Raw genomic sequence first — 13,490 nt, 5'->3', positions numbered from 1 at the left:
TGTATGGAAAAGAATAACAGAAATGGGGTGCTGGCAGGCGGAAATTGGATCATTGATTTTGTTAAAATGATCCATGTGTACCCCAAAGAAAATGCGCTGGCCAACATCCTGCACCAGGATTCGGGCAATGGCGGGGCGCCTTTTAATGTGTTGAAGGCACTTCATAAAATGCAGGTTTCTTTTCCGCTGGAAGGCGTCGGCGCCATCGGAAATGATGAAAAAGGCGATGAAATTCTACGTCAATGCAGCAGTATGGGGATCGATTGCAGGCAGCTAAAAGTGCTGCCCGGCGTGGAAACATCCTATACCGATGTGATGACTGTTTCCGAGACAGGCAGGCGCACTTTTTTCCATTACCGGGGCGCAAATGCATTCCTCGATACGGGCGATTTTGACTTCTCATTTTCGCAGGCAAAGATATTTCACCTGGGTTACCTGCTACTGCTCGACAAGCTGGATGAACTGGGCCCGGACGGCATGTCGGGTGCGGCCAAGGTCTTGCAGCAGGCCAAGAAATCGGGCTTTATCACCTCGGCGGATGTTGTCAGCGAGCAGTCCGACAGGTATACGACCATTATCCCGCCTTCTTTGCCATTTATCGATATTCTTTTCATTAATGAGCTGGAAGCGAAAATGTTAACTAGTATCGAGCTTGTTGATAGCAATGGTTTAGTGAATGTATCGGAAGGTTATCGCGCCGCGGAGGCTATTCTCGATATGGGGGTTTTGAAATGGGTGGTACTGCATTTTCCGGAAGGAGCCATCGCTGTGAGCAAGGAGGGGAAGAGCATTTTTCAGCCCGGCATTGCGATGCCGCCGGAACTGGTAATTGGTACTGTTGGCGCCGGAGACGCTTTCGCGGCGGGTGTGCTGGCAGGTGTGCATGAAGGCTGGGAAATGGGGAAAAACCTTCTTTTAGGTGTTTCTGTGGCCGCAAGAAGTCTTCTAGATTCCAATGCCTCCGGAAGTATCGTTGCGTGGGAGGAATGCCTGGATTTTGGCAAGGGTCTCGGTTACCGGAATGGATAAGTTTAATTCTTAATGGGCATTACAAGGTTTAAAAACCCTTTTTAACATTGATGAGCCAACCAATTTATGTATAAAAACCTTACCCGAAGAAAGTTTCTGGGAGCCACCGGAATAGGCGTTGCAGGATCTGCCGTCCTGGCAAAAGCATCGCAGCAGGCTACTTTTTTCAAGCCCGAAATCCGGCCGGACGCCGCAGTTACTACCGAGTCTTTTGCGCGAGAAGTGGAGCGGGTACTGCCCGCCGACAAACCTTTCGGCTACCAGCAGCGGATCCGGGAATCGGCTATGCACCAGTTGGCGAAAGATCCGGCCGCGAAGCCGCTGGATACTGAATTTGCATTGCGCCAGGATGTGAAGCTTTGTTATGTCGAAGATAATTCGGGGCTGATCAGGGACGCGGTAAAGGATTTTAAAGACTACTTGGAAACTGCGATGGAAGTGCGGAGCCAGATCGACCTGCGCAAATCCTGGAAAGGAATAAAAAGCAGCGATCAGGTGGTGCTGATCGGCACGCGGCACCAGTTACCAGAGTACGGAAAGGAACTGAAAGGCACGAAGAGTTATGCTTTGGTAAAAACACCAAAAGGGTTCGTGGTTTGCGGTTACGATGAGCATGGTGTTCTGCATGGGTTATACAATCTGCAGGCCCGGATGAATTTACGGGAAGGTCCGTTTTTACCTAAAAACCTGAAAATAATTCGTCATAGCTTGTATCAGAGGAGAATGGCGCTTTCGGGTATGGGGTGGATGGAGTGGCCGGACCAGATCCTGTCGTCGATGGCGCATAATGGTTTCGACGGGATCTTTGCTTCCGTATATGCCAATCCAAACGGCGACCGTACGACCGCCGAAAACTCAACCGATTTCTATGCAAGATTGCTTCAGAAAGTCCGTAAGCAAGACCCGAAGAAGATCCACGACCTGATCGGCCGCGCGGGAAAATTCGGGATAAAAGTATATGCGCCGATCATTTACCAATATACCGGCACGCCAGAAAGTGAAGAAGGGTTACGCAAGCTGGTCCGGGATATTATCAAAGAATTTCCTCTCATTAAGGGCTACGTACTGCTGACAGAAGGTTTCTGGTATAAAAAATGGGGTGGGTTACACGGTGCCGACGAAGAACATGTGCAGGACTGGGCCAGGAACTGGAGCAAGGCGATTGCGATGGTGGCTGAAGAATGCCACCGGGTGAACCCAGAAACTGAAATTCTGGCCTGGGAATACAACATTGACTTTCGGCCCCAAAATACCAAACTTAAAAAATATTTCATTCAGCAGCTGCCTGCCGAGGCGATCCCGATGCTAACCTGGGAAAACGGCAAGGGTTTTGAACTGGACGGCATGCAAGGCTACCTGCGCGACTATTCGTTATCGCAGGTCGGGCCGGCGGAGGTTACGCAGGCGCAGATCGGGGAGGCGAACGGGCGGTCTATGAAGGTATATTCCAAGGTGGATACGTTCGCGAGCTGGCAGTTTGGCACCATTCCCTACCTGCCTTTTCCCGGGCAGTGGCGAAAACGGTACGATGCATTGCAGAAGTACGGTGTGAGCGGGACGCTGGAAAGCTGGAGCAGCGGTTATACCCCCAACTTCGTTGCCGAACTGCGTTACTGGACCTGCTGGGACAATTCCATGTCGTTTCAGGAACTGCTCGGCGCGATGGCTTCCCGGTTGTTCGGGGCGGAGCAGCAGGAAAAAGTGTTGCAGGCCTGGGAACATTTTGATAAAGCGATCCGCCTGGTGCCGGACACCGGGCCTAATATGGGTACCAACAATGCAATCGGAAATCCCTTGTTTTTCCAGGAACCGCCGGTGCGGACTGCCACTTTCCACAATTCCTGGACAGATCACGAAGGCTGGATGGGCTATCTTGGCGGGGAACTGAACCCATACTGGCCGTTTACCGTCTCGCGAATGGTTTTTTATCCTGATTTTAGCAATACAACAAACCGGGCTGAACAATATGCTCGCGGCGCAACCGGCATTGTGGCCGGAAAAGAAGTCGCGCTGCTTCCTGTTTTCCTGAAACACCTGAAAATGGCTGCCGCTGAAATGGAGGAAGGGTTGAAACTGTACCGCGCCGCCGCCATGGAAAGTCCGGAGTGGAAAAGAAAGCGTGCAGTTTCGGAGGTGGTTGTGGCGGAGCATTTGCACCGGATGATGGAGAGCAATTGTGCCGTCCTGGAATTTGAGCAATTGCGGTTTAACCGAGCACATGAAAAAGACAGGAAAAAAGCCGGTGAAATGCTGAAAAAGATGGAGGAGATTGCCGCCGCTGAAATTGCCCGGACCAAACTTTCCCTGATCGCTGTCGAGCATGATTCGCGGCTCGGGTTTCAGTTTGAACAGGATTATGTGTACACACCTTACTCACTGAAAGAAAAGCTTTTACTGCTGGAAGATACATTGAACAAACAGTTGCCGCTTGCGGCAGGGTAGTTCTGTAATGATAGCAAATTCCTGAACCATATATCCAAACCCGTTGACTTCATGATAAACAATCGTTTTGTTTTTTGTTACCTGCTACTATTCTTTTCTATGATACCAGGAAAAAATTACGCCCAGACCGCCGCTGAAACCCTTAAAAGCAACAACGTTGTCAGGCAGCAAACTACCGAATTGTTTAATGGGAAAAATTTGGAAGGCTGGTATACCTATCTGAATAAACAGGGCAGGGGCAAGGATCCTGATCAGGTTTTTAAGGTTGAAAAAAAGCAGATCCACATATCAGGCTATGAATACGGGTGTATTACCACGGACAAGAAATATGAGAATTATGACCTGGAAGTAGAGTTTAAATGGGGCACTGTAACCCATGAACCGAGGGTTGCCGCCGCCCGCGATAATGGCATACTGATCCATTCGCAGGGAAAAGATGGTGCGTTTTCAGGAAACTGGATGTACTCCATTGAATGTCAGATTATCGAAGGTGGTACGGGTGATTTTCTGGTGGTGGGCGATGGAAGCGACAAATTTTCCATCACGTGCCCGGTCGCACCCGAAAAGCAGGGAGGCACTTACATCTATAAAGCAGGGGGTGAAAATGTGACAATCAAGACGGGAAGGATCAACTGGTTCGCGCGCGATCCATCGTGGAAAGATGTTAAAGATTTCAGAGGTGCAAAAGATATTGAAAAACCGGTCGGGCAGTGGAACAAAGTGCGGGTGATCGCGATGGACGACAATGTTTATTTCTATCTCAATGGCGTGCTGGTAAATAGGGCCATGCGTGTAAAGCCGTCGGTCGGTCGAATTCAGATCCAGTCTGAAGGGGCAGAAATGTTTGTGAGAAAGGTGGAACTAACGCCTTTGGTTAAGAAATAGAAAAAGTATGTACTACACTGGCAAACTCTTTCTGGTCCCGTTGATTTTACTGGCTCTGCTGGCGGGAACGGGCGAAAACAACTTTAAAAACACTTTATCCTACGCCTCTGCGGATTCCGCCCGGCTTAAAAAAGCGATGGGAAGTTTCCGGCTGGAACCCGGGCTGCGGATCGAGTTGATCGCTGCTGAACCGCTTGTTATGGATCCCGTCGCGTTGGCTTTTGATGAGAACCGGCGGATGTATGTCGTCGAGGACAGCGGCTATCCAGATCCCGCCGAAGGAGGGACGCCAACTACTTTGGGCAGAATTGCGTTGCTCGAAGACCGCGACGGTGACGGGAAATATGACCACCGCTCCGAATTCGCCACCGGGCTCACTTACCCAAATGGTTTGATGGTCTGGAAAGGCGGAATCTTTGTGACGTGCGCGCCGGATATTTTTTATTTCAAAGATACCGACGGTGACGGTGTAGCGGATATAAAACAGGTAGTACTTACTGGCTTCAGTAACAAACAAACCGCTCAGATCCGCGTCAGCCATCCTACGCTCGGGCTGGATGGCAAGGTATATGTCACCAGCGGACTGAACAGCGGTGAGGTTACATCACCGTTGTATCCTGATCGACCAGCCGTTTCATTTTCTGCGTCCGACTCTCGTTTTAACCCCGAAACTTTTGAATTTGAAATCACTGGCGGCAGAAGTCAGTATGGGCTGACATTCGACGCATACGGAAGGCGTTTCGGCTGTTCGAACAGGCATCCGGTGCGGCAGATCCTGATGGAACCGTGGTATTTGCGCCGGAACCCGCATCTGACTTTTACGGAAACCACAGAAAACGTATCCAAAGTAGAGGCCGAAGCCACCGTTTCTCCGATCAGCGGCGCAGTAACCTCCGCTGAATTTATACCAAAACTGATTGGTTTGTCTCACACGGGTACGTTCACTTCGGCGAGTGGCGTGACGATATTCAATGGGACAGGACTTACCCCGGCCCATCGCGGAAATGTATTTATTTGTGAGTCAGCCCAAAACCTGGTGCAGCGTCAGATTGTTTCTGCGAAAGGTGTTTCTTTCGCATCGGAATTGCCCTACAAAGGCAAGGAATTTCTTTCTTCCACCGATGAGTGGTTTCGGCCGGTGTTTTTGCAGCACGGTCCGGAAGGCGCATTGTATGTGGCGGACATGCACAGAAAAGTGATCGATCACCCTTCTTATGTGCCCGAAGAAGCACGGAGCGGGCTGGATTTTGAAAGCGGAAAAACGGACGGACGGATTTACAGGATCGTAAATAGTAATTTCAAAGACAAGAAGCAGGTGTGCCGTTTTGGAACAATGCAGGAACTGGTTGCTGCATTACAGTCACCCGAGGAGTGGGAACGGCAAACAGCTCACCGCCTTTTGCTCGAAAAAAGGAAACCGGATGCGGTGCCGTTTTTGAAACAAATTGTGGCCACTTCTAAAATTTCAGAAAGCCGCCTGAGGGCTTTATGGCTATTGGATTCCTACGGAGAAACTGATGGAGCGACATTGAAAACTGCATGGACTGACAAAGATCCGGGCGTTCGTGAAAACGTTGTTTCGTTGTCGGGCAATGTATACCAAAAATATCCCGCGCTTCTGACTACCCTCACCTCGGCCGCCAGCGATCCCGCCGCACGGGTGCGTTTTACGGCGGCCTTGGTGCTGGGTTCGATTGAAGGGAAAGAGGCTATCGCTTCTTTATCCCAAATTGCTGCAAAAGACGGTGCCGACCGCTGGGTAAGAGCAGCTGTTCTGAGCGGAATTGGTAACCGGCTGCCGGAATTCCTTGCTGCATTTCGTCCAAGGTCTACGGTGAACCCCGGCGCATATACGGCAGTCATGCAGGATTTGGGCCAATTATTTGGCAACGGCGCGCCGCTGGCCGACTGCCGTGTGTTGTTAAAAGAGGTAATTACGGGCACCGGGAATTACGGCCCGCGGATTTCAACGGCGCTTGGGCTGGCGGAGGGGATAAACCGGCGCACAGAAATTGAAAAATCCCCGAAAGGTGTCTTGTACGGGCTGCTGGGCACTAACGCTTCTGCGCCCGAAAAGCACCAGCTCGACAAATTCATCAGCCAGGCTTCGATACGTGCGGGCAGTTCTGCATTACCTCCGGACGCACGGGTCACGGCCGCCGCACTACTGGGTTATACCGGTTTCGACAAAAGCGGTCCTGTGCTCAGGAAACTTATGGACGCAAAAAATACACCCGAATTACAGCTTGAAACCGTCGCTGCGCTGGCACGCCAGGGTGATGCCCGCGGGGGTGCTTTTTTAACAGAAAAACAGATCTGGAAGAATTACACGCCGCAGGTAAAATCCGCGGTGGTTTCCGCACTCGTCTCCAAGCCGGTATTTATTGAAGTGCTTTTCAGTGCGATACAACAAGGGGTGATTGCGCCTGCGGAGATTTCGTCGATGGACAGGCAGCGATTAATGAAACACAAAGAAAAGGCGGTCAGCGATAGAGCTGAGGATCTTTTCAGAGAACTTGAAGGAGGAGGCAGAATGAAAGTGTATCGGGATTACCGGGATATACTTAATACCAAAGCCGATGCCAAACCGGGGAAAGCGGTATTTGAAAAAGCTTGTTCCGCCTGCCACACTTACGCAGGCCAGGGAGGAAAGGTGGGCCCTGACCTTACCGGTGTGCGAAACCAGCCTGCAGACGCATTGCTGCTGCACATTCTTGTACCAAATTATGAGGTGTATCCCGCTTACCAGGCGATTTCAGTGGAAACCAATGACGGTCGGTCGTTTTCGGGATGGCTTATGGCGGAAACGGACAACAGTCTCACCCTGAAAACGGCTTTTGGGACGCAGGAGTCAATCCTTCGCAAGAACATCAAATCGCTGACCAATTCCGGACTTTCACTGATGCCCGAAGGACTGGAACAAACCATGACCAAAGATGAGTTGGCGCAGTTAATCGCATTTCTAAAAGGTAGCGGCTGATATGCTACTATGGCCGTTATCCTATTTCGTCTTCTACCGACGCGAGGGCTCATTCCTAAACCTATAACCTAATATGAAAAAAATGTATTTGAGTGTGGTATTCCTGCTTTGTGGCGCGGTGCTGCACGGCCAGCAAACGCCGTCCGGGAAAGTCTTTCGTGCCGGCGCAGCCACCAGCAACATTACGCCAAAGATCGGCACTTCCAACAATGGCGGTATGCAGGATATCACGATCAGGAGTATTCATGACGAAACACTGGCGCGGGGCATCGTGCTCGACGACGGCCAGACAAGACTCGCTATTGTCGTTTCCGATCTTTGTATGATATCGCGGGAAGTGCTCGACGAGGCAAAGCGCCGGGCCAGCGAAGTGACCAAAATTCCTGCCGCGAACATGATGATGTCGGCTACCCATACACACTCCGGCGGGACCGCCTGTCCCGTTTTTCAAAGCGAGCCCGACAAGGATTACGGCAAATTTCTCAGCGCGCGCATTGCCGACGCGGTGATCCGTGCGAACCACAATCTGGCGCCGGCGCGGATCGGCTGGGGCGTGGGCAGCGAACCAACCCAGGTTTTTAACCGGCGCTGGAAAATGAAACCGGGCACCCCGATCATCAATCCATTTGGCAAAGAAGATCGGGTGAAAATGAATCCCGGCATCGGCAATCCGAATCTTTTGGAACCCGCAGGCCCGGTAGATCCCGGCCTTCCGGTGGTTTCTGTTCAGACGCCTGCGGGCCGGCCGATTGCATTGCTGGCGAATTACTCTCTGCATTATGTGGGGGGAAATGGCCCCGGTGAAGTTTCAGCGGATTATTATGGCATGTTCGCGAACCGTATGCAGCAAATGCTCGGCGCCGAGGGGCAGGATCCTGCGTTTGTGACCGTCATGTCCAACGGTACCAGCGGGAATATCAACAATATTGATTTTGGTGGAAAAGCCCCGGATGCTGTTTTGCCTTATGAAAAGATGAGAGCGGTGGCCAATGTCGTTGCGGCGGAAGCATTTAAAGTATATCAAAACATCAAATATCAGGACTGGATCTCGCTTTCGAGCGCGCAAAAGGAGATCTCGCTGGGTGTGCGCAAACCGGCGGCTGATGAGCTAGTAAGGGCAAAAGATATTATTTCGAAAGCAAAAAAACCGATCATGACTTCCATGGAAGAAGTATATGCGCAGGAAACCATGGCTATGAAAGATTATCCTGATCAGGTCCCGCTGATCTTGCAGGCATTTCGTATCGGCGATCTGGCGATTACTGCTATTCCTTGCGAGGTATTTGTGGAAATAGGTCTGGATATTAAACAAAGAAGCCCTTTTAAACCGACTTTCAGCATTTCACTGGCTAACGGATACAATGGCTATCTGCCTACACCTGAGCACCACAAATTGGGTGGTTACGAAACGTGGCGCGCCAAATCGAGTTACCTGGAAGTGGATGCTTCTACCAAAATCACCGCGTCCCTGTTTGAACTTCTCGACAAACTCGAAGCCGCAAATCACTGAATACAATGACATTTACGCGAAAAGAATTTTTGAGATCTGCGACGCTGGCTACGGCTGGTTTGCTCGCTTTACCTCCATCCCTTACCCTTGCAAGTGCTCGTTCCATAAAAAAACAAGCCCTTGATTTGCCTCATTTCCCTGATAAACTTCATGCTTTTTTATGGAGAAACTGGGGTCTGGTATCTACCCAACGGCTTGCTGCGGTGACGGGCGCGAAACCGGAGGATATACTTAGGCTTGCAACTACAATCGGACTTCCCGCCCCAAAACCGGTTCCATCCGACCAGGAGCAGCGGAGTTACCTCACAGTGATTAGGCGGAACTGGCACCTGCTGCCCCGAGAGCAAATGCTGGAACTGCTGAATTGGACAGATGAAAAACTGAGTTTTACATTGCAGGAAGACGATTTTTTCTATATCAAACTGGGAAGTATCAAACCGGAATGCGAGCCGATAAAATTTCGGGCTTCCTCCGAGTTGGTCAAGAAACGGGAAAAATGGCTGTCTGATGTTATTCATGAGGAGTTCAGGAAAGGATTGCCGCAGCATGGGCAGCCGCTTTTTGAGTTTGTGAAAGAATTATCAAAAGCCCCTGAAAACGGGGAAAAACAAAGTTCTTCCGGTTTTTCTCCAAGATTCGGCTATGCGTATTATGCCCTTTTCGGCGATCCGCTGTTGCAGCCCGACATTGATCCGTATCCCGACGGTTACCTCGCCCAAATGGCCGCATCTGGGATGGACGGAACGTGGATGCACATTGTACTTTCTAAGATTACGCCTTTTCCGTGGGACCCGGCTGTGAGCGAACATTGGGAACAGCGGCTGGAAAATCTGAAAAAATTGGTCGCTAAAGCCAAAAAGCATGGTATAGGGATTTATTTGTATCTCAATGAACCCCGGTTTATGCCGCTTGCTTTTTTTGAAAAACATCCGGAACTCAAAGGCGTGCGGATCGGTGACCAGGCGTCGCTCTGTACAAGCCATCCGGAAGTACAGAAATATCTGGTTGATTCTATGGCGACGATCACATCGAGGGTGCCCGAGCTGGCCGGCTTTTTTTCCATTACTGCATCAGAGAACCATACCAATTGCTGGTCGCACGGCAAAGGCGCCGAATGTCCGAGGTGCGGTAAACGCGGCCCGGCGGAAGTGATCGCGGAACTAAACCAGCTTTATCTGAAAGGGATAAATCAAGGTTTGGCTCCTCACAAACTGCAAAAAGGGCCGGGACTGATTGCTTGGGACTGGGGTTGGCGGGACGGCTGGGCGGAAGATATTATTCCTGCATTACCCAAAACCGCAGCGCTGATGAGTGTCAGCGAGTGGGATCTTGAAATCAACCGGGGTGGCATAAAAAATAAAGTAGGAGAGTATTCCATTTCATCCATCGGTCCGGGGCCACGCGCGTTGCGGCATTGGGAAATTGCCCGGAAAAACGGTCTGCGGACCATAGCGAAAATTCAAGCTGGCTGCACCTGGGAAATTGCAGCTGTACCCTACATTCCGGCCATGGAAAACGTAGCACGACATGCCGAAAACCTGCGTAATACCCAGGTCGACGGACTGATGCTAGGCTGGACACTGGGCGGCTATCCTTCTCCTAATCTTGAAATAGTCGCCGAAATGGGCAGCAGCAAAACAATCACTGCACTGGAGGCGATGCAAAAAGTGGCGGAACGCAGGTATGGAGTAGCGGGTGTGGCGGTTACAGAGGCTTGGAGGCAATTCAGCAAGGCTTTCAGTGAATTTCCGTATCATGTCGGCGTGGTTTACTCGGCGCCTTTGCAGGCAGGACCATCGAATTTATTGTGGTCGAAGCCGACGGGTTATAAAGCGAGTATGGTCGGTTTGGCGTATGATGATGTAAACAAATGGCGGGCCAATTATCCGGTAGAAATTTTCATTTCTCAAATGCAAAAAGTGGCTGGCGGCTTTCATGATGCGCTCGGCAAACTGCGAAAAGAAACTGTCAATTTGAAATTGTCGGTACCGATGCGCAAAGCCCTGGCAGACGAGTGCGGGGTGGCAGAAACCGTAGCAGTACATTACAGCAGCGTTGCGAACCAGGCGTTATTTGTTGTGACCAGGGACAAGCTGGCTGTTGAGAAGGACAAGAAACGGGCAGCCGGTTTGGTAACAGAACTTGAAAACATCCTTCGCCGGGAAATCGCCCTGGCCAAACGCATGGCCATTTTGCAGGGCGGCGATAGCCGACTGGGCTTTGAAGCTTCCAACCATTATTTCTATGTATGCAATGACCTTGCCGAGAAAGTGATCAATTGCAGAGACTTGATCGACCACTGGCTGCCGGAGGTAAAAAAAGCGTTGTAGGTTGTTCGAAGTGTACGGGGATGCAAAATTCTGCGTAGAACTGTCTTCCATTATGTGCCGAAAATAACCGAGGCAGCTGCAGCATATTTCAAAAAAAATAAAGAAAAAATTTAGGGTTTGGCCTCAAAAGGGAACCTTAGTGAATAAATACAGAATCAGATGTCTCACTCAAATCCAACCGACGAGATGTTGGTTGATTTACTGAAAAGCGATAATACGGATGCCTTGGCGGAACTGCGACTCCGCTATGGGAGGAAACAGCAACCCCAAATGCATATAATTATGACAATTCAGGAGGCTGGAGTGTGATCGGGGCTGGTACTCAAACTGCCAGCAATTCAGCGATCATCACCAGCAGGTGGGACGACGCCTACCGCGGTATCGGGCGTTGCAATACGCTTCTTGCCAAAATTGATACAGTGTCCATGGATGCCGCATTGGAAAACAGGATGAAGGGAGAAGCATCCTTTTTGAGAGCGTTGTATTACACTACACTTGCAAACTATTATGGCGGAGTGCCTTTGATCCTTGACCAGCCTAATCCCGCCACTCACGGAGATGCCACGAAATACGCGGGATGAAGTGGTGCAGCAGGTGCTGAAAGACATTGATGCAGTCGCAGCCGCATTGCCGGTGAAATACTCCGCCGCTACAGACAAAGGAAGAGCTACCAAGGGTGCTGCATTGTCCCTGAAAGCAAGAGTCTTGCTTTTTGAGGCCGGCCCGTTGGTGAATACTTCAGGAGACGCTGCCAAATGGAAGCTGGCTGCGGATGCGGCCAAAGCGGTTATAGATTTAGCGGGGACTGACTACGGACTTTTTCCGAACTACCGTGCCCTGTTTCTTCCTGCAAATGAGAATAGTCTCGAGTCGATTTTTGACGTGCAGTTTATGGCACCGCAACTGGGAAGTTGTTTTGACCTTATCGGGCGCCAGTACAACACCAACGCTCCTGTACGCGACCTGGTGAATGCGTACCTGATGAGAGATGGGCTGCCGCAATCCCAATTGCCATTGTACGATGCAGCAAATCCGCACAATAACCGCGATCCGCGCATGTACCAGACGATCGTTTACCCGGGCGATATGTTCCAGGGCGAGCTGGTGACGCCTGCCCGGTTTGTTGTAACCGGATACGGCACCAAGAAATATACCATTTACGATAAAGAGCCCAATACTAACAACCTTCAGGATGGTCGCTCGGAGATCAATTATATGGTAATCCGATATGCAGATGTTTTGCTTATGTATGCCGAAGCCCAAAACGAAGCTTCTGCCGCACCCGACGCATCTGTGTTGGAAGCTGTCAACAAAATACGTGTGAGAGCCGGAATGCCAATAGTAGGCGCCGGAAAAACCAAAGCTGAAATGCGGGAGATAATCCGCCTGGAACGCCGGGTTTAGTTTGCAGGCGAAGGCTTGTATTACACTGATATCCGCAGATGGAAAACGGCCGTGGTGGTTCTTAATGCACCCATTCTTACCTATGCAAATAAGCCTATCATGACGCGTACATTCAATGCGCACAGAGATTACTGGTGGCCAATCCCTGATGTACAGCGTGACAGAAACCCTAAACTAGAGCAAAATGTTGGATACTAGAACTGCCCGAATGACATGCATCAGTTTCTTGGCACTTAAATACTTTGTTCTGATGACGGTGTTTACTGCTGGCTATATGTTTCAACCTTGTTTGGCTCAGGGTAAAAAAATGCCAAAAAGCTGGAAGCTGGGAACGGCTTCCGGCCTTTTCCCGGATTTGACACCTGAGACTTTACGGGAAGGAAAAAATAGTGGTATTGAGCGTGTTGAGCTTAACTGGAAGCCGGAACTGGTAAATGGTACACCGGCGGAACGGTTGACTTTCGCAAAGAAATTTTATAGCGACGCAAAAAAGGCGTGTCTTGTAATTTGGTCAACCCACATACCTTACGGCAAAAAGCTGGATCTGTCCGAAACCGATCCTGAGAAAAGACCAGCCATTTTACGTGATTTAAAGGAATACATGGATCTGGCAATGGAAATGAAGGTCAAGCAGATCGTGATCCACCCAAGTACTGAGCCGATTGCAGATTCACTGCGGGCATCAAGGATAGAAGCTTGCCGGGAATCGCTGGAAGAACTTGCGGTCTACTGCTGGAAAAAGTCGCCTCGCTCAACATCGAATGCCTTCCGCGCACATGTCTTGGCAACACCAGCAAGGAGATCCTGCAAATACTCGACGGCATTGATAACATCGGGATTTGTTTTGACTCGAATCAGCTGTTGAAAGAATCACCGAAGGATTTTGTCAAGGCTGTGAACAAGCGTATCC

General features: G+C 50.4%; 8 protein-coding genes and 1 pseudogene. All 9 read left to right on the top strand.

The window, feature by feature from the left end; all coding sequences use genetic code 11:
• Window positions 1–3 precede the first annotated feature (3 nt).
• The 9 genes and pseudogenes from LZG74_RS10935 to LZG74_RS10900 all read left to right on the top strand — a co-directional run bounded on the left by LZG74_RS10935 (window position 4) and on the right by LZG74_RS10900 (window position 13,445).
• Entirely contained in the window at window positions 4–1,029 is a 1,026-nt protein-coding gene (locus LZG74_RS10935) for a carbohydrate kinase family protein (RefSeq protein ID WP_233796618.1), read from the top strand.
• Window positions 1,030–1,095: 66 nt separating this feature from the next.
• Window positions 1,096–3,471, top strand: a complete 2,376-nt coding sequence (locus tag LZG74_RS10930) for a hypothetical protein (RefSeq protein ID WP_233796617.1) — start codon at window positions 1,096–1,098, stop codon at window positions 3,469–3,471.
• Window positions 3,472–3,570: 99 nt separating this feature from the next.
• Window positions 3,571–4,356, top strand: coding sequence for a DUF1080 domain-containing protein (locus LZG74_RS10925; RefSeq protein ID WP_233796616.1), 786 nt, complete (start codon window positions 3,571–3,573; stop codon window positions 4,354–4,356).
• Window positions 4,357–4,363: 7 nt separating this feature from the next.
• Window positions 4,364–7,336, top strand: coding sequence for a PVC-type heme-binding CxxCH protein (locus LZG74_RS10920; protein ID WP_233796615.1), 2,973 nt, complete (start codon window positions 4,364–4,366; stop codon window positions 7,334–7,336).
• A 73-nt stretch (window positions 7,337–7,409) separates the two neighbouring features.
• Window positions 7,410–8,846 (top strand): hypothetical protein, encoded by a 1,437-nt coding sequence (locus LZG74_RS10915; protein WP_233796614.1) that lies wholly within the window; start codon window positions 7,410–7,412, stop codon window positions 8,844–8,846.
• Between the two features lie 5 nt (window positions 8,847–8,851).
• Window positions 8,852–11,176, top strand: a complete 2,325-nt coding sequence (locus LZG74_RS10910; protein ID WP_233796613.1) for a hypothetical protein — start codon at window positions 8,852–8,854, stop codon at window positions 11,174–11,176.
• 305 nt (window positions 11,177–11,481) lie between these two features.
• The gene (locus LZG74_RS26215; protein WP_409014465.1) at window positions 11,482–11,757 is read left to right on the top strand and encodes a RagB/SusD family nutrient uptake outer membrane protein; all 276 of its coding nucleotides are present in this window, start codon (window positions 11,482–11,484) and stop codon (window positions 11,755–11,757) included.
• Window positions 11,735–12,778 (top strand): annotated as a pseudogene (locus tag LZG74_RS10905) (RagB/SusD family nutrient uptake outer membrane protein). The gene LZG74_RS26215 and the pseudogene LZG74_RS10905 overlap by 23 nt, the downstream one beginning before the upstream one ends.
• Window positions 12,765–13,445: a hypothetical protein gene (locus LZG74_RS10900; protein WP_233796612.1), complete on the top strand. Its 681-nt coding sequence runs from the start codon at window positions 12,765–12,767 to the stop codon at window positions 13,443–13,445. The pseudogene LZG74_RS10905 and the gene LZG74_RS10900 overlap by 14 nt, the downstream one beginning before the upstream one ends.
• Window positions 13,446–13,490 lie beyond the last annotated feature (45 nt).

It is taken from the genome of Dyadobacter sp. CY327 (assembly GCF_021390415.1).
GTDB lineage: Bacteria > Bacteroidota > Bacteroidia > Cytophagales > Spirosomataceae > Dyadobacter > Dyadobacter chenhuakuii.
The sequence above is the reverse complement of the archived record's forward strand: the minus strand, read 5'-3'. Positions and strand labels throughout refer to the sequence as shown.